This window comes from Acidovorax sp. LjRoot66 (assembly GCF_964253305.1).
Lineage (GTDB): Bacteria > Pseudomonadota > Gammaproteobacteria > Burkholderiales > Burkholderiaceae_C > Acidovorax.
On the sequence record NZ_CAXUQU020000001.1, the window covers coordinates 1031403 to 1055565 of the forward strand.

Consider the following 24163-nt stretch of genomic DNA (forward strand, 5'->3'; position numbering starts at 1 on the left):
AAATTGTGTGCAATTGAATTGTGTAATCTTTTGTTGCTGGGTTGGTCTTGTGGCGCAGTGCAGCCAGTTTCAGTGGAAGCTGTTGTTCACGCACGGCGCAGTTGCGCGCGCAAGGCCATGGTGGCAACCATCCGTGACAGGCCCATTGCCGGATTGGCCTTCAGCGACCCGAGAAGCGGGCAGGGCGCCGCTCGACGAAGGCGCGCACGCCCTCCGCTGCATCCTCGCTGTTGGCCAACTGCTTCTGTACCGGGATGAAATCGGCCACCGCAGCCGCTTGCCCCTGCTCGATGGCCTTGAGCACGTTGAGCCGGGTGGCCACCACGGCCATCGGGGCCTGGGCCTCGATGCGCTGGGCAATGGCCAGGGCTTCGTCAAGCACCTGGGCTGCTGGCACCACCTTCTGTACGAAGTTCAGGCGCAGCGCCTCGGCGCTGCCGAACTCGTCGGCGGTCAGCAGGTGCAGCAGGGCATTGCCGGTGCCGGCGCGCTCGGCCATGCGCAGCGTGGCGCCGCCCGTGGCCATGATGCCGCGCTGCACCTCCATCTGCGAGAAGCGGCAGTCATCCGCCGCGACCACGATGTCGGCGCCCAGCATGAGCTCGATGCCCACCGTGAAGCAGATGCCCTTGACCGCCACCACCATGGGCTTGGTGCGGCGCCGGTAGCCGGGCAAGCCGTAGTCGTGGGGCTCCACCATGCCTTCTGGGACGGCCTTCTCGCCGCGCTGCATGTAGGCGCTGACGGCCGGCAGGTCCAGGCCTGCAGTGAAGTGGTCGCCAAAGGCATGCAGCACGCCCACGCGCAGGGCGGGGTCGTCGTCCAGCCGGGTATAGGCCTCGGCCAGCTGGCGGAACATGGGCGGTGTCCAGCCATTGCGCTTGGCCGGCCGGTTGATGCCGATCAGCAGCACGTGGCCGAGCACCTGGGTATCGATGCAGCCTTCGGCTGGGGGCATGGTGGGGGTGATGCTGGTCATGGGCGCGGATGTCTCCTTGCCCATGATTGAAAACCCGATGGAATGGTTGCGCCGTCGCCGCGGGGACAGCGCGCCCGGGACCGTCAGTAGGTATAGACGCCCTGGCCCGTCTTGCGGCCCAGGCGGCCGGCGGCCACCATTTCCTTGAGCAGCGGGCAGGGGCGGTACTTGCTGTCGCCGAACTCGGTGAGGTAGACGTCCATCACGGCCAGGCACACGTCCAGGCCGATCATGTCGGCCAGCGCCAGCGGGCCGATGGGCTGGTTGCAGCCGAGCTTCATGCCGGCGTCGATGTCCTCGGGCGTGGCCAGGCCTTCGGCCAGCACGAAGAAGGCCTCGTTGATCATGGGCACCAGGATGCGGTTGACGACGAAGCCGGGCGCGTTCTTCACGGTGATGGGGCTCTTGCCCAGGGCTTCGGCCAGCGCCTTTACGGCGTCGTGCGTGGCATCGCTGGTCTGCAGGCCGCGGATGATCTCTACCAGCGCCATCATGGGCACGGGGTTGAAGAAGTGCATGCCGATGAAGCGGTCGGCACGCGAGGTGGCTGCGGCCAGCTTGGTGATGGAGATCGACGAGGTGTTCGACGCGATCAGCACCTCGGGCGCCACCAGCGCATCCACCTGCTTCAAGATCTTGAGCTTGAGCTCGTAGTTCTCGGTGGCGGCCTCGATCACCAACTGGGCTGCCTTGAGGTCCTCGTAGCTGGTGGAGACCTTGATGCGCGCGAGTGCTGCATCCTTGTCGGCCGCCGTGATCTTTTCCTTTTTGATCAGGCGGTCCAGGCTGCCCGACACCGTGGCCAGGCCTTTTTGCACTGCCGCATCGGAGATGTCCACCATCACCACGTCGATGCCCGAGACCGCGCAGGCCTGCGCAATGCCGTTGCCCATGGTGCCCGCGCCGATGATGCCAACCGTTTGAATCGTCATATAGAGAGCTCTCTTCAAAGTGAAACAGACGGGCAGCATGGTAAGCCGAATCGCACGCCCGTTCGGTTATGGTCTGTCGGGTCCCGGCGCGGCAAAGGCTTTGCGCAGGGCCTGGAGACAAAAAACATGTTGTTCGACTACATCGTGATCGGGGGCGGCTCCGCCGGCTCCGTGCTGGCCGGCCGGCTCACCGAAGACCCCGCCGTGCGCGTGTGCCTGCTCGAAGCCGGCCCTGCCGACAGGAGCGTGCTCATCCACTGCCCGGCGGGCCTGGCCGTGATGGCCAAGTTCGAGCTCAACGGCTGGGGCCAGAACACCACCCCACAGGCCGCACTCCATGGCCGCCAGGGTTACCAGCCGCGCGGCAAGGTGCTGGGGGGCTCGAGTTCCATCAACGCCATGGTCTACGTCCGCGGCCAGCATGCCGACTACGACCACTGGGCGGCCCAGGGCAACCCCGGCTGGGGTTGGGAGGACGTCAAGCCCTACTTCCTCAGGGCCGAGCACAACGAGCGCGGCACCGATGCCTGGCACGGCCAGGGTGGCCCCCTGAACGTGGCCGATCTGCGCTCGCCCAACCGCTTCAGCCAGTTCTTCAACGAGGCCGGCGTGCAGGCCGGCCACCCGCACAACACCGACTTCAACGGCGCCACGCAGGAAGGCGTGGGCATGTACCAGGTGACGCACAAGAACGGCGAGCGCCACAGCGTGGCCAAGGGCTACCTCACGCCCCACCTTTCGCGCAGCAACCTGCAGGTGGTCACCGGCGCGCACGCCACGCGCATCCTGTTCGAGGGCCAGCGTGCCATGGGCGTGGAGTACCGCCAGGGTGGCGCGTTGCACGAGGTGCGCGCCAGCCGCGAGGTGCTGCTGAGCGCCGGCGCGCTGCTCTCGCCGCAACTGCTCATGCTCTCGGGCGTGGGGCCGGGCGCGCACCTGCACCGCCATGGCATCCCGGTGCTTCACGACCTGCCGGGCGTGGGCCAGCACCTGCATGACCATCCAGACGTGGTGCAGGTCATGAACGCGCCCGAGCTCAAGGACCTGTTCGGCATCTCACCCTCGGGCATGTGGAGCCAACTGCTTGGCGTGCTCGAATGGCGCCGCAGCCGCAGCGGCATGCTGACCACCAACTTCGCCGAGGCCGGTGGCTTCATCAAGAGCGACCCGGCCGAGGCCGCGCCCGACCTGCAGCTGCACTTCGTGATCGGCAAGCTCGTGGACCATGGCCGCAAGACGGTGCTGGGCCACGGCTACTCGGCCCACGTGTGCCTGCTGCAACCGCGCAGCCGGGGCTCGGTGGCGCTGGCCACCAAGGACCCGATGGCCCTGCCGCTGGTGGACCCGCGCTTCCTGGAGGACGCGGACGACATGCAGCGCATGGTGCGCGGCTTCCAGCGCCTGCGCGACATCCTGGCGCAGCCGGCGCTGGCGCGCTTCGGTGCGCGCGAGCTGCCTGCATCGGCCGGTGCACAGACCCCGGCACAGATCGAGCAGTTCATCCGCCAGTACGCCGACACCATCTACCACCCGGTGGGCACCTGCCGCATGGGGCCGGGCCCGCTCGACGTGGTGGATGCGCAACTGCGCGTGCACGGACTGCAGGGCCTGCGCGTGGTGGACGCCTCCATCATGCCGCGCATCGTGAGTGGCAACACCAACGCCCCCACGGTGATGATCGCCGAGAAGGCCGTGGACATGCTGCGCGCTGCGGCGTGATGGATGTCACGCCCTGGATTGGCGCAGGGCGCTGAAAGCGGAAATTCTTCACAGGCGAAATCGCAGTGCTTTCCTAGACTTCTTTCATCGGCTGCGGATGCATGGTGCATCCGGCCGGACACCGCCAGAACTCTCCTGCAGGCGGTGTGGCAACGCCCCGCAAGGGCAGCATGAAAGAAGAGCAAAGCGATGAACATCGACCCCCGCGAAATCTCGGCCCTGATCTCGGCCCATACCAACCCTTTGGCACAACCCAGCGCGCCGCGCATGGACATGTATGCCGGCATCCACAAGGCCCTGCGCGCCGTGATGGCCCACACCCTGCTGGCCCTGGGCCGCATGGACGTGACCGATGAGGAGGAATTCGCCAGCCACTGCGAACGTGTGATGGACCTGCTGGACCTGTGCCGCTCGCACCTGCAGCACGAAAACACCTTCGTGCACACGGCCATCGAAGCCCGGGCACCGGGCGCGGCCCGCGTGCTCGAAAGCGAGCATGTTGAGCACGAGGCCGCCATCGCCGCATTGGCTGCTGGCATCACGCAGCTGCTGGGCTGTGCGCGTGCCGCGCGGCCCGTGGCCACCCAGGCGCTGTACCGCCAGCTGGCGCTGTTCATCGCCCACAACTTCGAGCACATGCATGCCGAGGAAACCGCCCACAACAGCGTGCTCTGGGCGCACTACAGCGACTCGGAACTGGTGGAGGTGCACAACGCCCTGGTCGCCTCCATCCCGCCCGAGGAGATGATGGCCATCCTGCGCTGGCTGGTGCCCTTCATGTCGCCGCCCGAGCGCACGGCCCTGCTGGCCGACATGCGCGCCCACGCCCCGGCACCTGTGTTCACCGGCGTGCTCCACAGCGTGAAGCCCCATCTCACGCCCTACGAATGGATCAAGCTGATGCGCAGCCTGGGCATGTCCTGCGAGATCGCGCCGCCGTACTGAGCCCGGCGGTGCGGGGCGGTTAGTCCGCTGCGGCTTCGGTCGGCGCGTAGCACCAGCGGTTGCGGCCGTTGCGCTTGGCCTCGTACAGGCCGGCGTCGGCGTGGGCGATCAGCTCATCCACGCCGCGCCCGTGGTCAGGGAAATGCGACAGGCCGATGCTGGTGCCGATGTCCGCGCCGCCGACGGCGAGCTGAAAGCGGTCGGTCAGCGCCACCACCATGCGGTTTGCCACGCTCTGTGCGTCTTCGGCGCTGGCGCCGGGCAAGACGCACAGGAACTCGTCGCCGCCCAGGCGTGCCAGGGTGTCGCCTTCGCGCAGGCAGCCGCGCAGGCGCTGCGTCACCAGGCACAGCAGTTCGTCGCCCGCTGCATGGCCCATGGTGTCGTTGACATGCTTGAACTTGTCCAGGTCAAGGAACAGCACCGTGAGCAGCCCCTGGCGCGTGTTGGCGTCGGTCAGCGCCTGGCGCAGCCGGTCGCGCGCAATCATGCGGTTGGGCAGGCCGGTCAGCGGGTCCAGGTTGGCGGCCTCCAACTCGCGGCGGGTCTCGTCCAGATCGGAGATACGGCATTCGAGTTCGAACTCGCGCGCCTCCAGCTTGACCACCATGTGGGCGAAGGCCTCGGTCAGGCGGGCCTGCACGCTTTCCTCGGGGCGCTCGCCGGTCATGTCCATGAGCGGCCCGATGGCGCGCAGGTCCCCCTGCTGGGCGATGCGCTGCATGATGTCGCACAGGCGTTGCAGGAAGGCGTCGTCGGTCTCGGCAGGGGTCACAGGGTGTTCTCCTCGTGGCGGCAGGCAGCATGTTCGTGGCTGCTGCAGGCGCGTGCCAGCGCGAAAATCACAGCAACAACGGCATGTTTGGGTGTTACAAAAAGCGCAAAGCGAGGCGCACAAACGACAGCCCCGCGACGGACACGATGATACGCTCGTACACTTGTTAACAATCTAGGGCCTGTCAGCAGGCCCTACCGTGATTGCGTCGCCCCAGCGGCCGGCAGGCAACGCGATACCGTGACTTCGTTGACCTCACCATCGCGCCGATACTCGAAACGATCTGCCAACCTCTGCACGAAATGCACGCCCAGGCCACCTATGTCCCGATCATCGAGCGAGGCCCCCACGTCGGGCGCTGCCAAGGTGGTGGGATCGAATGCCCGCCCATGGTCGCGCAACACGGCCTGCAGCCGGGCCGGCGCATCAAAGCGCACATGCACCTCCACCAGGCCGCCTTGTCCCGAATAGCCATGCATGGCCACGTTGGTCAGCAATTCGTCGAGCATCAGTCCAAAGGACGACGCCAGGGGCATCGGCACCCCGTTGTCGTCCGCCCAGGCCTCCAGCCGCTCGAAGAAAAAGGGAAGCTCGGCAACGGTGCCGTGCAGGGTCTGCTGCCATTCGAGCGGTGGATTCATAGATGTCTGCGCGCTGAAACCTTGGGCTGCTCCTGCGGGCGCTGTCTGCGCCGCAGTCCGGTGGGTCGCCGAAGCATTGTGGCATGAGCCGGACCATGCAAACGCTTTCGTCGCCCTCAGCACCCCAGGTCGCCGGCACCGCCGTCGCGGCAAGGCCCACACTCGCCGCGCTGTGGGAACTCGCCGGACTGTGGCTGCTCATCGTGCTGGCCGGCATCGCACTGATCACCAGCCTGCTGCTGGACGTGCGCGCGCAGGAAGAAGCGCAGATAGAGCGCTCGCGCCTGTCGCTGACGCTGGTGGAACTGCAGGAGGCCATCGAGGGCGACCTCGGGCTGGGCTTTGACCTGCCCGACCACCGCGGCATCCAGCCCCGGCTGGAGGGTGCCTTGGCCAGTGACACCCAGCTTTACGCCATCGATGTGGTGGACCGCGCGGGCATCGCCCTCTTCAGCACGGACCGGGGTGCCATCGGTGAGGCGCTGCAGCCACGTGCGGCACGTGCGGCCGAAGCCGGCGCGCGCCAGGACCGGATCTGGAGCGCAGCGCTCCCGGGAGAGGCCATCATGGGCCTTCCCCTGCACAACGCCTTCGGCGAGGTCGTGGGCCACATCAGCGCCACGTATGCGACCCAGCCCGTGCGCTTTCGGCTCGCGGTGTGGCAGCCCGATGGGCAAACGCTCACGCTGGGCGCCATGGCGGTGCTGGTGCTGGCCATCGCCGCGCTGCTGGGCTGGCTGGCCACGCTCTGGGCCCTGCAACCGCAGTCGGCCCGGTTGCGCATCGAATGCCAGCGCTCGCAGACGCGGGCACTGGTGCGCAGTGCCCAGGTTCGCCAGCGCATGGACGAATGCCTGGTGCGCCTGGACGAAGGCGAGCGGTCCGAATGAGCGCGCGCCGCGCTTTCGACCCCGCGACCCGCCTGGGCATCACGGCCTTGGTGCTGCTGCTGCTGGCTGCCTGCGTCCTGTCCATCTACACCTATGACCAGTTGCGCGACCTGCGGGCCGCAAGCGACCGCACACGTTCGCAGCTGATGGCCCAGTCGCTGAGCGTGCGCATCAGCCACGCCGTCGAATCCGGCATCCCGCTGCGCGGCCTGGTGGGCGTAGAGGCGCTGTTCCAGCAGCGCATGGCGTCGCAGCCCGACATCCATGCCGTGGCACTCGTGCTGCCCGACGGCAAGGTGCTCTGGGAGGTCACGCGCGACGCAGCTGCGGCAGGTGCCACGGCCGAGGCGCCTGTGCAGGTCCGTGGCGCTCCCGTGGCCACCCTGCGCCTGGCTTTGCGCGACAGCGGTGCCGCCGCCTTCGCCCGTGCCACAGCCGCCCTGCTGTTGCCGGCCATCGGGCTGCTGGCCCTGCTGGCCTATCTGGCCGCGCGCTTTTCGCAGGCCCAGGGCATCGAGCTGCGCAACCATGCCGCCTGGCGCGCGCGCCGCGCCATCGCCCAGGGTCGCTACGACAACACCGTGGTGCTGCCGCAACGGCGCGGGTTCGACCTGCGGGTGCAGCAGTTGGGCCATGCGGTGCGCGAGGTGCACGAAGGGCTGGTACGCGTGCGCCGCCTCATCGTCTCGCTGCGCCAGACCGAGCCGCAGCACCTGCGGCGCGAACGCCTGGACCAGTTGCTGGCCAAGGCCGAGGCCGACGACCGCTTCGCCGAACACGGTATCGCCCAGGTGCGGGTGGTCGCAGCAGAGGCCCAGGCTTTCTGGGTCACCCTGCTTGTGGCGTTGAGCGCGCTGGCGCTGCAGACCCTGTGGCTGCGCAGCCTGCATCTGCAAGGCGAAACACCCTGGCAATGGCACGGCTTGGCACCGGCCACTGCCGCCAGCCTGGCCACCTTCTTCGTGGCGGGCACGGCGGCCTGGTCCGTGACACGCTGGCGCCGCTGGCCCGCGCCCACCGTGGTGCTGCCCGCCTGCATCGCCCTGCTGGCCACGGCCATGGCCTGCGCCAGCGGCCTGCCAGCGAGCCTGCCCTGGACCTTCGCCATGGCGGCTGGTGCCTGGCACGGCCTGGTGGCGGGCGCCGTGCTGGCCGCCTGCCAGGCCGTCGAACATGTGCCACGCACCCGGCCCGAATATGCCTATGCCCGGCCGCGCTGGCGCGCCGCGACCTGGAGCGCCTGGACCGTCACCGCCGTCTGGCTGGGCCCGGCGCTGGGCAGTCTGGCGCTGGACGCCTTGGGCATGCTGCAGGGAGCCTATGCGCTGCTGCTGCCCGCCGTGTGCGCGGGCTTTTTTGTGGTGCGCTGGAACGGACCGCGCAGCCCCTGGCGCAGCCGCACGGGGGGGCACGGCAACGCCCTGCCCGCAACGGCCCGGCCCGCGGCCGACCGCACCAGGGCGCTGGGCCAGTCCGGCGCCGCCGGCTTGCTGCTGGGCCTGGCGCTGGCCGTACATGCGCTGGGGCAGCCCCCCATCTGGGCACCCCTGCTGGGGTTGGGCGTGGCGGCCGGGCTGTTCCTGCGCGGGCGCATGCCGTCCCCGAGCATCCTGACCGCCGTGGCCGCCGTAGCCACCCTGCTGGCCTTGGTCATTGCCTCGGGGTGGCTGCCCACGGGCTGGTATCTGCAGGATGCGGCGCTGGTGCTGGCCGCCCTGCTGACCGGCGTCGCGCTGGGCCGCCTGGCGCGCATTGCCGAGGGCCAGGGCCGGCCGCCCGAGCTGTCGGCGGCCCAATGGGCCGCGATGGGCCTCGGCGCCGTGGTTTCCAGTGGCGCTCTGGGCGCCCACCTGCACGGCGGCTGGCCGCTGCTAGCGGCTGCGTTGCTGCTGATGGTTTGCAGCCGGCATGCTGCGCGCGCCGCTGCGGGCGCGGATCGCGCCGGGGGGCACCATGCACCTTAAGCACCGGCTGATCGCCATCCTGCTGGCCGCCATGGCCCTGCTGGTCGCTGCCTTCGCCGCGATGGGCTGGCTCAGCGATCAGCGCTGGTCGCAGCGTTACGACGAAGTGCTGCTGCAGAACCAGCGCATCGCCTGGGACAAGCTGCAGAACGAAAACCTCGACCGCCAGGACGTGCTGGCCCGGCAGCTGCTGGAGGACGCGGCTATCCGCGACCTTGCAGCGCAGGGCGCCGGGGCCCGCATCGACGCGCTGCTTGCGGCCGCGACTCGGCGCGCACCAGGCTTGCGCATCGATGTCTTCGACCGCCAGGGCACGCTGGTGGCCACCACCGAGCCCGGCATCGATCCGCAGCCGATGGCCGAAGTCCGGTGGGTGGCCTCGGCCATCGGCCAGAGCGGCGCCGTGCGCGGGCTCAGCCAGGTGGCGGTGCGCCAGTACCAGTGGGTGGTGGTGCGCGGCTTCGACGGCGGCGCGCTGGCTGTGGGCCAGGACGTGGCCCCCAAGCTGTCCGAGCTGGCCACCTACCTGGGAGGTGACATCTTCCTGGCCAACATGCGCGGCGCGGAATCCGTGGGTACCCGCGCGGGCGTGCTGGCTGCCACCGAAACGCCGATCCCCGTGCGCTCCAACCAGGCCGTCACCGTGCAGCTGGAAGGCCACAACCGTGAACCACGCGCCCTGCGCATCGTCAGCCAGCCCGTGCGCAACCCCGATGCGCGCATCGTTGGCGCTCTGGTCTGGATGCAGGACGTGAGCGACCGGCACTACGCCGACCAGCTGTTCTCGCGCACCGCGCTGGCGGCGGCGCTGGCCTTCGCAGCGATGCTGGCGGCAGGCCTCGTGGTCTACCTGCGCCATGCGATGGAGCCGCTGGCGCGCTCGGTCGGCGTGCTCAACGCGCTGGCGCGCGGCGCCACCGATGCCTCGCTGGACCAGGGCGAGGAAGACGCCGAGGACGAGTCCGGAGAGATCGCGCGCGGCGTGGTGGCCATCCGCTCGGAACTGCTCAACCTCGAAACCCTGCGCCAGGAGCGCATCCGCACCCGCCAGCAGCAGGAGCGCCTGATCCGCGACCAACTGCGTACCCTGGCCGACAGCCTGGACCTGGCCTCGCGCGAGGAGATTCTCGCGGCGCTCGGTTCGAGCGCCGAGACGCCGGCCAGCCATGCCTCGGCCGACGCCAGCGCCGCGCCGACCAACCATTTGGCCGAACTCGCGGGGATCCTGGGCCGCATGTCCGGCCTGGTGACCAACCAGCAAAGCCGCCTGCTCAAGCTGCTGCGCGAGCTGCAGGCGGCGGTGGTGACCCAGGCCACCCTGGCCAGCCTGCAACAGGAGCTGGAGATTGCCCGCCAGATGCAGCTGTCCATCCTGCCGCGCTCGGCGCCCGACGTAGGTGAGGTCGACATCGCGGCCACCATGATCCCTGCCAAGGAAGTAGGGGGCGACTTCTACGACTATTTCCCGATCGACGACGAGCACCTGGCGGTGGTCGTGGCCGACGTGTCGGGCAAGGGCGTGCCGGCCGCATTCTTCATGGCGATCTCACGCACCCTGCTCAAGAGCAACGCACTGTTTCTGCGCGAACCCGGCGCCACCATCCGGGCCCTGAACGACCAGCTGTGCGCCGAGAACGACCAGATGATGTTCGTCACCGTGTTCTACGGCGTGCTGCACCTGCCCACCGGGCGGCTGGTCTATGTGAATGCGGGCCACAACCCGCCGGTGCGCCTGACCGGCACCAGCGCCGCGCTGTTCCCGCGCGGCAGGAACATGGCGCTGGCGGTGATGGAAGAGCAGGAATACACCGAGGGCGAGGTTACGCTGGCCCCTGGCGAAACCGTCGTGCTCTATACCGACGGCGTGACCGAGGCCACCAATGCGGAGAACGCGCTTTTTGGGGACGCCGCCCTGCTGGTGGCCATGGCAGCCATTGTCAGCGACCCCCGAGAGGTGGTCACGGCGCGCATTCCCGAGCAGCTCGTGCGTGCCGTGCGCGGCTTCGAGAACGGCGCCGCGCAGGCCGACGACATCACGGTGGTGGCAATGACCTACCGGGGGCGGCGGTTGTGACCGAGATGGCGCGCGTAGCGCAACGACACCGCACCGTCGGGTGCGCGCACCTCGCCCACGCAGGCGTAGCCGGCCAGCGCCGCCGCGCGCAGCGCCTCGTAGTCCAGGCTGGGCAGCAGCAACTCCCCCTCGGCCGCAAAGTCCATGCCCTGCTCAAGATCGATCATGGCCACGTGGCGATGCAGGCCGTCGATCATGCCGGTCCAGACGACACGCAAGCCCTGGCGCAGCATGTTGTGGCGGCTGCGGTGGTTGAGCAGGGAGACCAGGGCCATGCACAAGGGACGTCCGCAGGCCTGCGCCAGGCCCAGGCGCGCCGACAGCAGCGTGCGCTGCAACTGGCGGCCACGCCACTGCGGCAGCACCATGCAGCTCGACAGATGCGCCACCATGCCCTGCTGTGCCGGCTCCAGGCCGATCACATGGCCCAGGTTGTGGGCCTCCTGTTCGCCCGGCAGTTCGATCATGGCGTAGGCGATCAGGGCGTCGTCCACGAACACCCCGATGACTTCGCCGCTGGGGGACAGGTGGGCCTGGAAGAAGCGCGCCTCGTCGTCCTCGCGCACATAGAGGTCAGGGTCGGGCAGCGTGGCCAGCACGGTGTTGCGCAAGGCCACCCACGCCTCGAAGTCTTGCGACTCCAACAAGCGGGTGTGCGCTTGGGGCAGTTGGCCCAATCCCACTTCGGGCAGCAGGACGCGCGGGATGGGGGACAGGGAGCTGAGCACGGTAGACGAGGAGGCGCAAACAGCGCGCAACGGGTCGAAAGGGTTGAAAGGGTTCGTAACGACGCCCCGACTATAGAACAGCTCCATGACATTCGACGAAACCGGCATACCAAGGAAGCACTTCCATGACCGACACGACCAACCCCACGCCCGGCACCGAAATCGATGTGGCCGCACTGCAGCGACGCCTGCGGCGCGAATCCCTGGTATTCGCTGCGATCTTTGCGCTGGTGCTGTTTGGCCTGTCCCTGGTGCTGATCGCCTGGCGGACCGAGCAGTTGCTGACCCAGCTCACGCAGGACCGTACCGTGCGCCTGCTGCGCCAGGTGGCCGACGAGACCGAGTCCGGGCTGCGCTTCGGCGTTTCCGTGGCCGACCAGACCGTGCTGTCCGAGCGGGTCGCGCGCCTGGGCGCAGCGGGCAGCCCGCTGCGCGGGGTGTTCATCGACACCGATAGGGGCGAGGCCGTTTTGCGCTCGGGCGACCCTGAGCTGCATGCCACCATCGCGCCGCGCTGGAGGCAGGCGGTGATCGACGCCGGGCCGGGCCATGCCCCGGCGGTACGCAACACGGGCCGCTATGCGTGGGTTGGCGCGGCCATTTTCGATTCCACCGGCGTCCCAGCGGCCACCCTGTGGGGGGCGCTCGACCTGGCCGAGGTGCGCGCCCAGGCGCGGGGCGTCGCGCTGGACATGGTGCTGCGCGCCCTGCCGCTGATGCTGCTGGCCCTGTTGATCACCTGGTGGCTGCTGCTGCGCTGGAGCAGCCGCGTCATCACCTCCATGCGCGGCATCGGCAGTGGCGTCGGCGCACGGGCCATCCAGGGCTCCGCCAAACAACTCTGGCTGGCCGTGGTCTTCAGCGCGGTGGTGGCGCCCGCCGCGATGCTGTGGATCGCGCGCGAGGCAGCCCGCCCGGCCGTCACGGCGCAGATCCAGGAAAACGCCGACGCTGTGGGCCGCGCGCTGTCGGGCCAGGTCGCGCGCGCGCTGTCGCTCGGCGTGCCCTGGAGCGCGATGAATGGGGTGGACGAACTGTTTCGGCAGCAGCTTGTCGAAGCGCCCGAGCTGAACTACCTGGCACTGCAGCCCCCCAGCGGCCCGGCGCAAAATGCCACCTGGAGCGGCGACGCGCCTGCGCAGGCACGCGAAGATGCGTCCGACTTCCCGCGGCGCAAGCTCACGGCCGGCGATGGCGCTGTGGTCGTCGGCTACCCTGCCGACTTCGTGGACCGCCAGCTCGCGGGCATGTTGATCGACCTGGTGCTGGCCCTGGTGATCGCCGCCGTGCTGGTGCGCGAACTCGCGCGCGGCCTGTGGCGCCGCTCGCTGCTGTTCCCGCTGGCCGCCTATGTGCAGGCCCGGTTGTGGCAAGGGCTGCAGCGGCGCTGGCAAAAAAACCACACCATCGACCAGGAAAGCGCCCAGGCCCATGAGCGCGACGCCGCCGAATGCCGGGCACAGCTGATTCGCGCTGCGCGCAGTGGCAGCGCCACGGCCGAAACGCCCCAGGTCGGCGCCCAGCTCACCTTGCTGCGCCTGACCGTGTTCCTGGTGGCCCTGTCCGAAGAGCTGCTGCGCCCCTTCTTTACCGTGTTCGCCAGCGAGGTGCGGCCCATCGATGCCGCCCTGTCGCCCGCCATGGTGGCCGGATTGCCCGTCGCCGCCTTCATGGCCACGCTGGCCCTGGCCCAGCCCGCCGGCCCGGCACTGGCGCGGCGCTTCGACCTGCGCTGGAGCCTGATGCTGGCGGCCCTGGTCGGCACCCTCGCGCTGACCGCCACCGCCTGGGCGACCGACGCGTGGACCCTGATCGGCCTGCGCGCCCTGGGTGGTGCGGCCTACGGCCTGGCGCTGATCCTGGTGCAGACGGCCATCGTGCGCATCACGCCGCCGCAACAGCGCGCGCGAGGTCTGGCCGAAGTGGCTGCGGCCATTGTGGCGGCAGGCATCGTCGGCCCGCCCTTCGGCGGCATGATCGCCGCCCGCGCTGGCGACGGCATCGGTTTCCTGGCCTGCGCGCTGTGCATGGTCGGCGCCCTGCTGGCCGCCCTGCGCCTGTCGCTGCCCGTGCCCGAGGGCAGCGCCGCAGCCCAGCGCGGCCTGGCCACCTCCGGCGGCTGGCGCGGCTACATGGCGGTGCTGCGCGAGCCGCGCGCCATCTGGGTGATCCTGGGTGCGGCCCTGCCGGGCCGCCTGGTGGCCGTGACCATTCTCTCGGTGGTGGTGCCCCTGTACATGAACGAGCTGCAGCAGCCGCCTGCGGTCGCGGGCCGGGTGCTGCTGCTGTACTTCCTGTGCTTTGCGCTCACCGCCTCGCTGGCGGCGCACTGGTCGGACCTGCTCGGGCAGCGCAAGCCCTTCATCGTGGCGGGCGGCGTGCTCAGCGTGCTGGCCTGCCTGTCGCTGCCGGCCCTGGGCGGCGTCTGGGGCATGGCCGCCTGCTGCGCCCTGCTGGGCTTTGGCCAGGCGATGCAGTCGTCACCGCAGATCGCGCTGACGACCGAGGCCTTCGAGGGCGTGGAGGCGAGCCGCGCGAGCGCCACACCCGAGCAGGCGCTGGCCGCGTTCCGGCTGATCGAGCGTGGCGGCAGCATCGTTGCGCCCTTTGTCACGGCGGTCGCCGTGACCGCCTTCGGCTATGCCGGCGCAGTGGTGGCCGTGGGCCTGCTGCTGTCGGTGTCGACCTTGAGCCTGGCCGCCGGCCTGCGCAACCCCCGCACCCAGGCCGCTGCGGCGGCCTGATGACCCTCTGGAGAATTACGATGAATCTGCGCCGCCTCCTCATCGCCGCCGGGGCCACCTGCGCCCTGCTGGGCAGCTCGGCTGCCATGGCCCAGAGCGCCGCCAACGCGGCGGCCTCTGGCGTGGCGGCCGCCACCAAGCGCTTCACCATCGCCATGGTGCTACCGCGCGACGACCAGAACATCGAGGCGGGCTTCACCGGCTACCTGCAGCGCCAGGACGTGCCCGTGCAGTACGTGAGCATCCGCTTCTCGGGCCGCAGTGAGGACATTCCCGAGCTGCGCGCCAAGGTGCGCGCGGCACGCCCGGACCTGATCTATGCCTGGGGCACACCCACCACCCTCGCCCTGGCGGGCCGGGATGACCAGGCAGGCAAAGACGATGCGATTCGCGACCTGCCCATCGTCTTCACCGAGGTGACCGACCCGGTGGGCGCCGGTCTGCTGCGCACGCTGGAGGGCCATGGCCGCAACGTCACGGGCGTGAGCCACGTGGCACCGCTGCCGGTGCAACTCAACGCCATCCGTGCCTACCGCCCTTTCACGCGCCTGGGCTACCTGCACAACCCGGCCGAGCCCAACTCCGGCCTGATCCGCGACCGGCTCAAGGAGCTGGCGCGCACGCAGAATTTCGAGGTGGTCGAGGCCAGCCTGCCCCTGCTACCCCAAGGCGGACCCGACCCCACGCAGATCGCCCCGCAGATCCAGACCCTGGCCGAACGCAAGGTCGACTTCCTCTATGTCGGCCCCATCACCTTCCTGGCCTTCACGCACCGCGACGCCGTCACCACCGCCGCGCTCCAGAACAAGCTGCCGACCTTCTGCGCAACCGAAAGCATCGTGCGCCAGTCAGGCTGCCTGTTCGGGCTGTTCTCCAATGGCGCCAACATCGGCCGCTATGCCGGCTCCATGGCGCGCCAGATCCTGGTCGAGAAAAAACCGCCCCAGGCCATCGCGGCCTCTACCCTTCAGCGCTTCTCGCTGCTGGTCAACATGCGCACGGTGCAGGCGCTGGACCTGTATCCGCCCATGCTGCTGCTGAATGTGGCCGAAGTGATCAACGTGCCCAAGCAGGCCGCCGCCAACTGAAGCGCCGGCCGCGAACTGCGGTGCGGCCCCTACAATGGACCGAACCGGAGTTCCAGGACTCCTTTTCTACAGCCACGATTCCAAGGATTGCGCCCATGAACCTCGAACAGGAGCGCCGCGACGACATCTTGATCCTGCGCCCACGCGGCCGCCTCGACAGCAACAGCTCGCCCGAACTCGAGCGCGTGGTCGCCGAGCAGCTCCAAGCGGGCACGCAGCGCGTGGTGTTTGACCTCTCTGCGCTGGACTACATCAGTTCCGCCGGCCTGCGCGTGGTGCTGCTCGCGGGCAAGAAGCTGCGTGCCAGCAAGGGCAAGCTGGTGCTGGTCGGCCTGAGCGACATGGTGCGCGAGGTGTTTGACATGAGCGGCTTCCTGACCCTGTTCGCTGTGACCCATACCCTGGACGAAGGACTGGCCAAAGTCTGAGTGGTCCACCGCCCTGGGTTTAGCTGCGAAAGCGCCGCCGCGTCAGCGCCAATGCCACCCAGAAGGCCGCCACCGTGGTCACCACCAGCACCAGGCCATGGCGCCAGGGGTGGGCGGGCCACTGGTCCATGAACAGCGGGCGCACCAGCTCGACGGCGTTCGTCAGCGGCAACCAGTCGGAGATGGCGCGCACGATGGGCGGCAACTGCTCGCGCGGGAAGAACACGCCCGACAGGAACATCATCGGCGTGAGCACCAGTGTGAAATAGTAGGTGAAGAAGTCGTAGCCCTTGGCCAGCGCGTTGAAGATCAGCGCGATGCTCGAGAACATGATGCCCACGCCCAGCAGCACGGGCCAGGCCACGAGCAGCTTGGGGCTGTGGCTGATGCCCAATGCCAGCATCACCCCGAGGATGGCCGTCACGGTGAACAGGGCTTTGAAGGCGGCCCAGAGCATCTCGGCCAGCACCACGTCGTCCAGGCGCACGGGCGCGTTCATGATGCCGTCCCAGGTCTTTTGCACGTGCATGCGCGAGAAGGCCGAGTACAACGCCTCGAAACTCGCCGCATTCATGGCGCTCATGCAGATCGATCCGCTGGCCAGGAACAGGATGTAGGGCACCTTGGTCATACCACCCTCTGCGGCCACGTTCACCTCGCCCACCAGCGCGCCCATGCCGTAGCCGAAGGCCACCAGCCACATCAGCGGTTCGGCGATGTTGCCCACCAGGCTGGGGATGGCCAGCTTGCGCCAGACCAGCAGGTTGCGCAGGAACACGGGCCACCAGCGCGAGGACAGCGAAGGCGGCATCCATACGGACGGGGTGGGTGGCGGCGCCTGGAGCGAAGGGGGAGCGGTTTGCATGGCCCTATTGTGCTGCGGCTTGCCCGGGCATGGCCATTGCTTGCGCCCTGGCGCATGTCCGCCAGCGCACTGCACCTGCCCCCCAACGCCCCCGCCCTCTGGCGCGAGCGGCTGGGCCTGTTGCTCGAATCCACGGGCGAGGGCGTGTTCGGCATCGATCTGGCGGGCGATTGCGTCTTCATCAACCGGGCCGGCGCGCGCATGCTGGGGCTGGCCACCGGGGAGGTGATGGGGCGCAACATGCATGCGCTGACCCACCACTCCCACCCCGACGGCAGCCCCTATGCCGACAGCGACTGCCCGATCTTCAATGCCTTCCGCTCGGGCCTGCCTTGCCGAGTGGACAGCGAGGTCTTCTGGCGCGCGGACGGCACGGCCTTTGCCGTGGAGTATTCGAGCCACCCCATCGTCGAGGCCGGCCAGGTGCAGGGCGCGGTGGTCACCTTCGTGGACATCACCGAGCGCCGGCGCGCGGCCGGCGAACTGCAGCGCGCGCACGACGAACTGGCCCGCGCCAACGACGAACTGGAGCGCCGGGTGGCCGCGCGCACACAGGAGCTGTCACAGGCGCTGGGCCAGTTGCGCGAACTCTCGGCGTATTCCGAGCAGGTGCGCGAGGACGAGCGCACGCGCATCGCGCGCGAGGTGCACGACGAGCTGGGCAGCCTGCTCGTGGCTTTGAAGATGGACGTCAACTGGCTGCACAAGCGCCTGGGCGAGCAGGGCGAGCGCGCCCCCGAGGCGGCCATAGACATGCGCCAGCAGATGCGCTGCAAGTGCCAGAACATGAGCCGCCTGATCGAGAATGCGGTGGACAATGTGGGCCGCATCATCACCGACCTGCGCCCGAGCATCCTGGACCACCAGGGTCTGTGGGCGGCGCTGGAGTGGCAGGCGCAGGAGTTCGTGCAGTCGGCAGAATTGCAGCTCCACTGGCAGATGGAGGTGCCCGAGGCGCTGCACCTGCCCGAGCCAGCCGCCATCGCGGTGTTCCGCATCTTCCAGGAGATGCTGAGCAACGTCGGGCGGCATGCACAGGCCAGCGCTATTCGCATCCACATCGACATCGAGGACGATCACTTGCAGTTGCGTGTGCAGGACAACGGGGTGGGCGCCACGCGCCAGGCGCTTGAGGCGCCCACGGCCTATGGCGTCATGGGCATGCGCGAGCGTGCGCGGCAACTTGGTGGCCACCTGCACATCAGCAGCGAGCCCGGCGATGGCTCGTGCCTGAAGTTGCGCATCCCGCTGGAGGCTACGCCATGAGCGCTCCGGTGCGCGTGCTCATTGGCGACGACCACCGCATCGTGCGCGAGGGCCTCAAACAGGTGCTGGGCGACCCGGCCAACGGCCTGCCCGACATCGTGGTGGCAGGCGAGGCCACCCATGGTCAGGAGGTGCTCGACCAGGTGGCGGCGCTCTCCGGTCCGGCCGGCATCGACCTGGTGCTGCTCGATATCGCCATGCCGGGCATGGATGGCCTGGAGGTGCTGCAGGCCCTGCGCAAGGCCTGGCCGGTGCTGCCGGTGCTGATGCTCAGCACCTACCCCGAGCGGCAGTACGCGGTGCGCTGCATCCAGATGGGCGCGGCTGGCTACCTGCACAAGAGCGCCGACCCCGACGACATGGTGGCTGCCGTGCGCAAGGTGGCTGCCGGTGGCCGCTACCTTACGGAGGCCACGGCCCAGGCGCTGGCGGGCGCGGTAGAGCGCACCGGGGTGGTGCGGGTGACCCAGCAGGGCGTGCCAGCCGGGGTGGACGCGCTATCGTACCGGGAGCACCAGGTGTTCCGATTGCTCACGGCGGGGCAGAGCGTGGGCGAAATTGGTGCGCAGCTCAAGCTTGCGCCCAATACGGTGAGTACCTACCGCGCCCGCATCCTCGAAAAAACCGGCGCGCGCAACGACGTGGAGCTGGCGCTGCTGGCACGCGGCACGCCGGCGGAGTGATTTCCGGGCAATGCAGGCCCGGTTTGTAGTGCTGCCCCTACATGCTGTAGACATCGCCCCCACGAATTCATGGCGGCGGGGCGGGTGAGGGTGCAACTGGCCCGCGCTTTGCGTAGTGCATGGCATCAACTTCTCCGAGGTGTGCCATGTCCGAATTCTTCTCGCCTTTCGATGCCGACCGCCCGTTGATGCTCAAGTGCAGCTGCGGCCGCGACCATACGGCCGCAGACCACCATGCCGAGGTGTCGGCCGACGCTGCCGCCGCCACCCTGCGCCAGCGCAGCCTCACCAGCGAGTTCGAGGCCTACAGCAACGAATTCATCGAAGCCACCCTGGTCAAGGCGCTGTTCCCGCAGGACGCGGTGCGCCGGCGCTTCATCAAGGCGGTGGGCAAGGGCACGGCCATGGCGGCCATTGCCAGTGTGCTGCCAGTGGCCAGCATGCAGGCCATGGCACAGGAAAAAGGCGCGCTGGAGAAGACCAATCTCAAGATCGGCTTCATTCCGATCACCTGCGCCACACCGCTGATCATGGCCCATCCGCTGGGCTTCTACAGCAAGCAGGGCCTGAATGTCGAAGTCACCAAGACGGCAGGCTGGGCGCTGATCCGCGACAAGATGATCAACAAGGAGTACGACGCCACGCACTTCCTGTCGCCGATGCCGCTGGCGATCTCCATGGGCCTGGGTTCCAACGCCACGCCGATGAACGTGGCCACCATCCAGAACGTGAACGGCCAGGCCATCACGATGAGCCTCAAGCACAAGGACAACCGCGACCCGAAGAACTGGAAGGGATTCAAGTTCGCGATCCCGTTCGAGTACAGCATGCACAATTTCCTGCTGCGCTACTACCTGGCCGAGGCGGGGCTGAACCCCGATACCGACGTGCAACTGCGCGTGGTTCCGCCGGCCGAGATGGTGGCCAACCTGCGCGCCGGCAATATCGACGGCTTTCTGGGCCCCGATCCGTTCAATCAGCGCGCCGTGTTCGAGGAAGTGGGCTTCATCCACCTGCTCACCAAGGACCTGTGGAACGGCCACCCCTGCTGCGCCTTCGGCACCAGCACCGAGTTCATCCAGAAGAACCCCAACACCTTCGCCGCGCTGTACCGCGCCGTGCTCACCTCGGCCGCCATGGCGCGCGACCCGGCCAACCGCGAGCTCATCGCCAAGGTGATCGCGCCCCAGGCCTACCTGAACCAGCCCGAAGCCGTGATCACGCAGGTGCTCACCGGCAAGTTCGCCGACGGCCTGGGCAAGATCCAGAACGTGCCTGACCGCGCCGACTTCGACCCCATGCCCTGGCAGAGCATGGCCGTGTGGATGCTCACGCAGATGCAGCGCTGGGGCTACGTCAAGGGCGACGTGGACTACAAGCAGATCGCCGAGAAGGTCTTCCTGCTGACGGACGCCAAGAAGCAGATGAAAGCGCTGGACCAGAAGGTGCCCGAGGGCGCGTACCCCAAGTTCAAGATCATGGGCCGCGAGTTCGACGCCGCCAAGGCCGCCGAGTACGCGAAAAGTTTCCCGATTCGCAAGGTGACATGAAATGAAGCACCCCCTGAGTCGCTTCGCGCCTTCACCCCTCTCTCGCATTGCTGCGCAGTGCGGGAGGGGGACGCCCCCAGCGCGGGGGGGCGGCCCTTGCGCGGGGGCGCTGGCTTCGGCCCTGCCCGTTTCGCGGGCTGGTGGATTTGTGAAGCGCACGGAGATTTGACATGACAAGTTCCAAGAACCTCAACCTGCGCGCGGGCCTCCTGTCCGTGCTGATCTTCCTGATCATTCTGGGCATCTGGTACGCGGCCACGGCGTCGTCGGGCCCCGCCAACAGCACTGCGGGCATGACGGCGGAGCAGATCGAATACGCCAAGATGATGGGCAAGGACCCGGGTGCCAGCACCAAGAGCAGCGGTTTCCCCTCGCTGGGCGAAATGGGCGCCACGGTGTGGAGCCATATGTCCAACCCGTTCTACGACAACGGGCCCAACGACAAGGGCATCGCCATCCAGCTGGCGCATTCGCTGGGCCGCGTGGCGCTGGGTTTTGGCCTGGCCTGCCTGGTGGCGATACCGCTGGGCTTCATCATCGGCATGTCGCCATTGCTGCGCCGTGCGTTCGATCCGTTCATTCAGGTGCTCAAGCCCATCAGCCCGCTGGCGTGGATGCCGCTGGCGCTCTACACCATCAAGGATTCGTCGATCTCGGGCATCTTCGTGATCTTCATCTGCTCGGTCTGGCCGATGCTGGTGAACACGGCCTTCGGCGTGGCCTCGGTCAAGCGGGAGTGGCTCAACGTCTCGGCCACGCTGCAGGTCAACCCGCTGCGCAAGGCCTTCCTGGTGATCCTGCCGGCGGCGGCGCCCACCATCCTCACGGGCATGCGCATCAGCATGGGCATCGCCTGGCTGGTGATCGTGGCCGCCGAGATGCTGGTGGGCGGCACCGGCATCGGCTACTTCGTGTGGAACGAGTGGAACAACCTGTCGCTCACCAACGTGATCTTCGCCATCCTGGTGATCGGCGTGGTCGGCATGCTGCTTGACCTGGCCTTCGGCCAACTGCAGAAGGTGGTGACCTATGTGGAGTGATGTCGCCCAGCGCCCCGCCGCTACCCAGACCATCGCCACCGATGCCCCGCAACGAAAGGCCTCCCCCGTGACCTCCGGCTTCCTCCAGATCGACCAGCTCAGCAAGGCCTATGTGGCCGCCAAGCCGGTGTTCGCCGACGTGTCGTTCGTGCTCGACAAGGGCGAGTTCGTCTGCATCATCGGTCACTCGGGCTGTGGCAAGACCACCATCCTCAACGTGCTGGCGGGCCTGGACACCGCCACCTCGGGCACCGTCATCATGGACGGCCGCGAAGTCGCCGGCCCCAGCCTGGACCGGGGCGTGGTGTTCCAGAGCCACGCGCTGATGCCCTGGCTCACGGTGCGCCAAAACATCGCCTTTGCCGTCAAATCGCGCTGGCCCGACTGGAAGAGGCCCCAAGTCGACGCGCATGTGGAGAAGTTTGTCGCGCTGGTGGGCCTGTCGCCCGCCATCGACAAGAAGCCCTCGCAGCTGTCGGGCGGCATGAAGCAGCGCGTGGGCATTGCGCGCGCCTTCTCCATCCAGCCCAAGATGCTGCTGCTCGACGAGCCCTTCGGCGCGCTCGATGCGCTCACGCGCGGCACCATCCAGGACGAGCTGATGGCCATCGTGCGCCAGACGCAGCAGACGGTGTTCATGATCACCCACGACGTGGACGAGGCCATCCTGCTGGCCGACCGCATTCTGCTCATGAGCAACGGCAACGAGTCGCCCGCGGGCTACCACCCGGGCGGCATCGCCGAGGTGGTGGTGAACCCGCTGCCGCGCGAACGCACGCGCAGCAGCCTGCACCACCTGGACGGCTACTACGCGCTGCGCAACCACATCGTGGACTTTCTCGTGACCCGGGCCAAGGCCCACTGACCTCGCCAGAGACCACCCCGCCGGGTCGCCTGCATGGGTGGCCGGGGAGATCTGCACCCTGAATTTTTGCCCCCTGTTCCAACGTCCAAACCCAAAGGAGCCAACATGAACCGCAACGACGTCACCGAAAAGATCATCAGCACCAAAGTCTCGAAGGGCCTGCAATGGGATGCCATTGCCAAGAAGGTCGGCCAGTCCAAGGAGTGGACCACCGCCCTGTGCCTGGGGCAGATGACCGCATCGCCCGAGCAGGCCAAGGTGCTGGGCAAGATCTTCGGCCTCACGGCCGAAGAGCAGAAGTGGCTGCAGGTCGTGCCCTACAAGGGTTCGCTGCCTACACCCGTGCCCACCGACCCGCTGATCTACCGCTGGTACGAGATCGTGAGCGTCTACGGCACGACCATCAAGGAGCTGATCCACGAGGAGTTCGGTGACGGCATCATGAGCGCCATTGACTTCAGTATGGACATCACGCGTGAAGCCGACCCCAAGGGCGACCGCGTCAATGTGGTTCTCTCGGGCAAGTTCCTTCCCTATAAGCAGTACTGAGTCTGCTCGCTTCGCCGGCAGCAGCGCTCAGAGTACCTGGACGGCCCGGCCGATGAACTGGATAGGCCCTGTGGGCTTGCCAATGGGCGAGCCCGTGGGTGGCTCCAGCGTCAGCTCGAAGAGCTGGTTGGGCTGCAGTGGCGGCAGCTTGTCGAGGGCCAGTTGCAGCGGCTGGCCGGGCTTGACCAGGCCCAGCGAGACGGGGCCGTTCCAGCCGTCGGCCTTGGTCCAGAACTCGAGCGCCTTGTCGGCCGGCACTTCGGCCACGCCCAGCGGTATCAGGCTGATCTGCCGGGTCGAGTTGGCCTGCACCACCCAGCCGGGCGCCTTGTCCTGCGGCGCCACCAGCACGACCATGAATTTCGGTGGTGCTGCCACCGGTGCCGTGCGGGTGACCAGCACCGCAGCCATCACGGCCGCCATGGCAAAGCCCGACCCCGCGAGCGCGCGCCACAGGCCCAGGTGGTTCCACCATCTGCCGGAGGTGCTGCGCGGGGGCATTGCCGCAGGTGCGCTCTGCGCCCTGGCCTGCTGGCGCAGGCCTTGCAGCGATGCCTCGATGCGCGAAGCCAAGTGCGTGGGCAGTGGCACGGGTTCGGCCAGATGGGTCAGCGGCAGCAGCCGCTCTTCCCAGTCGTTCACGGCCTGCTGCAGCGCAGGCTCGGTGGCCAGGCGCTGCGACACGGCCAGGCGCTCCGCGGCCGGCAAGGTGCCCAGCACGTATTCACCGGCCAGCAGCTGCAGGTCGTCGGGGTCCAGTCCGGGTGTGGGCGTGCTCATGCCATGCACTCCCGCAGCGAGGTGAGGCTGCGCCGTATCCAGGCCTTCACGGTGCCCAGCGGCGCGCCCAGGCGCTCGGCGATTTCGCCGTGCGAGCAGCCTTCGACATAGGCGTGCAGCACGCAGTTGCGTCGGGCAGGGTCCAGTGCCTCCAGGCAGTGCTGCAGGCGGCCCAGGCTGGTGTTCAACTCGAAGCTGCTGGCGGCGTCATGGAAGGCCTGCACGGACATGTCGGCCTCCAGGGTGTGGGTGGTTTCCTCGTCGATATCGACGTGGCGGCGCGCGTTGCGCACGGCGTTCAGCGCCAGGTGGCGCACCACGCTGTAGATCCAGCCGCGCGCACTGCCGCGCGCCGCGTCGTAGCCCGTGGCCCGGCTCCAGATGTTCACGCAGGCGTCGTGCACGATGTCCTCGGCCAATGCCCGCTGGCGCACGATGCGCAGCGCCACGCCCAGCATGCGTGGGCCCTCGTGCTCGTACAGCCGGCGCATGGCCTGGCGGTCGCCGGCAGCGCAGCCGGCCAGGGCCGCTTCGTAGTCAAAATCGCCAGGAGTGTCAGGCACAGGTTGCGAGGGGCTTGGCACGGTCGGTTCTGTGGCTGGGCACCGCGCAGCGCGCGGGCCCAGAGCGTGGATGCATCGTAGCCGAGAAGCTACTG

General features: G+C 68.3%; 22 protein-coding genes. 14 read left to right on the plus strand and 8 right to left on the minus strand.

Features of this window, described 5'->3' with window-relative positions; all coding sequences use genetic code 11:
- Positions 1-160 precede the first annotated feature (160 nt).
- Together ACSQ3Y_RS04890 and ACSQ3Y_RS04895 are read right to left on the minus strand one after the other, a co-directional pair.
- Complete coding sequence (locus tag ACSQ3Y_RS04890; protein ID WP_436176595.1) at positions 161-979, minus strand: crotonase/enoyl-CoA hydratase family protein; 819 nt, start codon at positions 977-979, stop codon at positions 161-163.
- An 83-nt stretch (positions 980-1062) separates the two neighbouring features.
- Complete coding sequence (locus tag ACSQ3Y_RS04895; protein WP_436176596.1) at positions 1063-1911, minus strand: 3-hydroxybutyryl-CoA dehydrogenase; 849 nt, start codon at positions 1909-1911, stop codon at positions 1063-1065.
- A 129-nt stretch (positions 1912-2040) separates the two neighbouring features.
- Here ACSQ3Y_RS04895 and ACSQ3Y_RS04900 point away from each other — a divergent pair, with 129 nt between their 5' ends.
- Both ACSQ3Y_RS04900 and ACSQ3Y_RS04905 read left to right on the plus strand, forming a co-directional pair.
- Positions 2041-3630, plus strand: a complete 1590-nt coding sequence (locus tag ACSQ3Y_RS04900) for a GMC family oxidoreductase (protein ID WP_436180086.1) — start codon at positions 2041-2043, stop codon at positions 3628-3630.
- A gap of 189 nt (positions 3631-3819) precedes the next feature.
- Entirely contained in the window at positions 3820-4575 is a 756-nt protein-coding gene (locus ACSQ3Y_RS04905) for a hypothetical protein (RefSeq protein WP_428002658.1), read from the plus strand.
- Positions 4576-4594: 19 nt separating this feature from the next.
- Here the strand turns inward: ACSQ3Y_RS04905 and ACSQ3Y_RS04910 are convergent, their stop codons facing one another.
- Together ACSQ3Y_RS04910 and ACSQ3Y_RS04915 are read right to left on the minus strand one after the other, a co-directional pair.
- The gene (locus ACSQ3Y_RS04910) at positions 4595-5350 is read right to left on the minus strand and encodes a diguanylate cyclase domain-containing protein (RefSeq protein ID WP_436176597.1); all 756 of its coding nucleotides are present in this window, start codon (positions 5348-5350) and stop codon (positions 4595-4597) included.
- 194 nt (positions 5351-5544) lie between these two features.
- Positions 5545-5991, minus strand: coding sequence for an ATP-binding protein (locus ACSQ3Y_RS04915; protein WP_436176598.1), 447 nt, complete (start codon positions 5989-5991; stop codon positions 5545-5547).
- A 95-nt stretch (positions 5992-6086) separates the two neighbouring features.
- On the opposite strand from ACSQ3Y_RS04915, the gene ACSQ3Y_RS04920 reads away from it, so the two are divergent.
- The 3 genes from ACSQ3Y_RS04920 to ACSQ3Y_RS04930 are packed head-to-tail and all read left to right on the plus strand — an operon-like array spanning position 6087 to position 10919.
- Positions 6087-6881 carry a hypothetical protein gene (locus ACSQ3Y_RS04920; protein WP_436176599.1) on the plus strand — a complete coding sequence of 265 codons (795 nt, stop codon included), beginning with the start codon at positions 6087-6089 and terminating at the stop codon, positions 6879-6881.
- Positions 6878-8845, plus strand: coding sequence for a hypothetical protein (locus ACSQ3Y_RS04925; RefSeq protein WP_436176600.1), 1968 nt, complete (start codon positions 6878-6880; stop codon positions 8843-8845). Before ACSQ3Y_RS04920 ends, ACSQ3Y_RS04925 begins: the two co-directional genes overlap by 4 nt.
- Positions 8835-10919 (plus strand): PP2C family protein-serine/threonine phosphatase, encoded by a 2085-nt coding sequence (locus ACSQ3Y_RS04930; RefSeq protein WP_436176601.1) that lies wholly within the window; start codon positions 8835-8837, stop codon positions 10917-10919. The genes ACSQ3Y_RS04925 and ACSQ3Y_RS04930 overlap by 11 nt, the downstream gene beginning before the upstream one ends.
- On the opposite strand, the gene ACSQ3Y_RS04935 is transcribed toward ACSQ3Y_RS04930, so the two are convergent.
- Positions 10898-11566: a GNAT family N-acetyltransferase gene (locus tag ACSQ3Y_RS04935; protein WP_436176602.1), complete on the minus strand. Its 669-nt coding sequence runs from the start codon at positions 11564-11566 to the stop codon at positions 10898-10900. The genes ACSQ3Y_RS04930 and ACSQ3Y_RS04935 overlap by 22 nt on opposite strands.
- Positions 11567-11772: 206 nt before the next feature.
- Between ACSQ3Y_RS04935 and ACSQ3Y_RS04940 the strand changes: the two genes are divergently transcribed.
- The 3 genes from ACSQ3Y_RS04940 (at position 11773) to ACSQ3Y_RS04950 (ending at position 15907) form a co-directional block, all read left to right on the plus strand.
- Positions 11773-14391, plus strand: a complete 2619-nt coding sequence (locus ACSQ3Y_RS04940; RefSeq protein ID WP_436176603.1) for an MFS transporter — start codon at positions 11773-11775, stop codon at positions 14389-14391.
- Positions 14392-14411: 20 nt separating this feature from the next.
- The gene (locus ACSQ3Y_RS04945; RefSeq protein ID WP_436176604.1) at positions 14412-15479 is read left to right on the plus strand and encodes an ABC transporter substrate-binding protein; all 1068 of its coding nucleotides are present in this window, start codon (positions 14412-14414) and stop codon (positions 15477-15479) included.
- A 95-nt stretch (positions 15480-15574) separates the two neighbouring features.
- Positions 15575-15907, plus strand: coding sequence for an STAS domain-containing protein (locus ACSQ3Y_RS04950; protein ID WP_057199919.1), 333 nt, complete (start codon positions 15575-15577; stop codon positions 15905-15907).
- A gap of 19 nt (positions 15908-15926) precedes the next feature.
- Here the strand turns inward: ACSQ3Y_RS04950 and ACSQ3Y_RS04955 are convergent, their stop codons facing one another.
- A complete protein-coding gene (locus tag ACSQ3Y_RS04955; protein WP_436176605.1) occupies positions 15927-16772 on the minus strand; it encodes an ABC transporter permease in 846 nt (281 codons plus the stop codon).
- Between the two features lie 54 nt (positions 16773-16826).
- On the opposite strand from ACSQ3Y_RS04955, the gene ACSQ3Y_RS04960 reads away from it, so the two are divergent.
- From ACSQ3Y_RS04960 to cynS, 6 genes are all read left to right on the plus strand, one after another.
- The gene (locus ACSQ3Y_RS04960) at positions 16827-18038 is read left to right on the plus strand and encodes an ATP-binding protein (RefSeq protein WP_436176606.1); all 1212 of its coding nucleotides are present in this window, start codon (positions 16827-16829) and stop codon (positions 18036-18038) included.
- Positions 18035-18721, plus strand: a complete 687-nt coding sequence (locus ACSQ3Y_RS04965) for a response regulator (RefSeq protein WP_436176607.1) — start codon at positions 18035-18037, stop codon at positions 18719-18721. The genes ACSQ3Y_RS04960 and ACSQ3Y_RS04965 overlap by 4 nt, the downstream gene beginning before the upstream one ends.
- Before the next feature lie 146 nt (positions 18722-18867).
- Positions 18868-20271: a CmpA/NrtA family ABC transporter substrate-binding protein gene (locus ACSQ3Y_RS04970; protein ID WP_436176608.1), complete on the plus strand. Its 1404-nt coding sequence runs from the start codon at positions 18868-18870 to the stop codon at positions 20269-20271.
- A gap of 170 nt (positions 20272-20441) precedes the next feature.
- The gene (ntrB, locus tag ACSQ3Y_RS04975; protein WP_436176609.1) at positions 20442-21311 is read left to right on the plus strand and encodes a nitrate ABC transporter permease; all 870 of its coding nucleotides are present in this window, start codon (positions 20442-20444) and stop codon (positions 21309-21311) included.
- Complete coding sequence (locus ACSQ3Y_RS04980) at positions 21301-22176, plus strand: ABC transporter ATP-binding protein (RefSeq protein WP_436176610.1); 876 nt, start codon at positions 21301-21303, stop codon at positions 22174-22176. The genes ntrB and ACSQ3Y_RS04980 overlap by 11 nt, the downstream gene beginning before the upstream one ends.
- A 105-nt stretch (positions 22177-22281) precedes the next feature.
- A complete protein-coding gene (gene cynS, locus ACSQ3Y_RS04985; protein ID WP_057199926.1) occupies positions 22282-22725 on the plus strand; it encodes a cyanase in 444 nt (147 codons plus the stop codon).
- A gap of 27 nt (positions 22726-22752) precedes the next feature.
- Here the strand turns inward: cynS and ACSQ3Y_RS04990 are convergent, their stop codons facing one another.
- Both ACSQ3Y_RS04990 and ACSQ3Y_RS04995 read right to left on the minus strand, forming a co-directional pair.
- A complete protein-coding gene (locus ACSQ3Y_RS04990; RefSeq protein ID WP_436176611.1) occupies positions 22753-23505 on the minus strand; it encodes an anti-sigma factor in 753 nt (250 codons plus the stop codon).
- Entirely contained in the window at positions 23502-24068 is a 567-nt protein-coding gene (locus ACSQ3Y_RS04995; protein ID WP_057266458.1) for a sigma-70 family RNA polymerase sigma factor, read from the minus strand. Before ACSQ3Y_RS04995 ends, ACSQ3Y_RS04990 begins: the two co-directional genes overlap by 4 nt.
- Between the last annotated feature and the right edge of the window lie 95 nt (positions 24069-24163).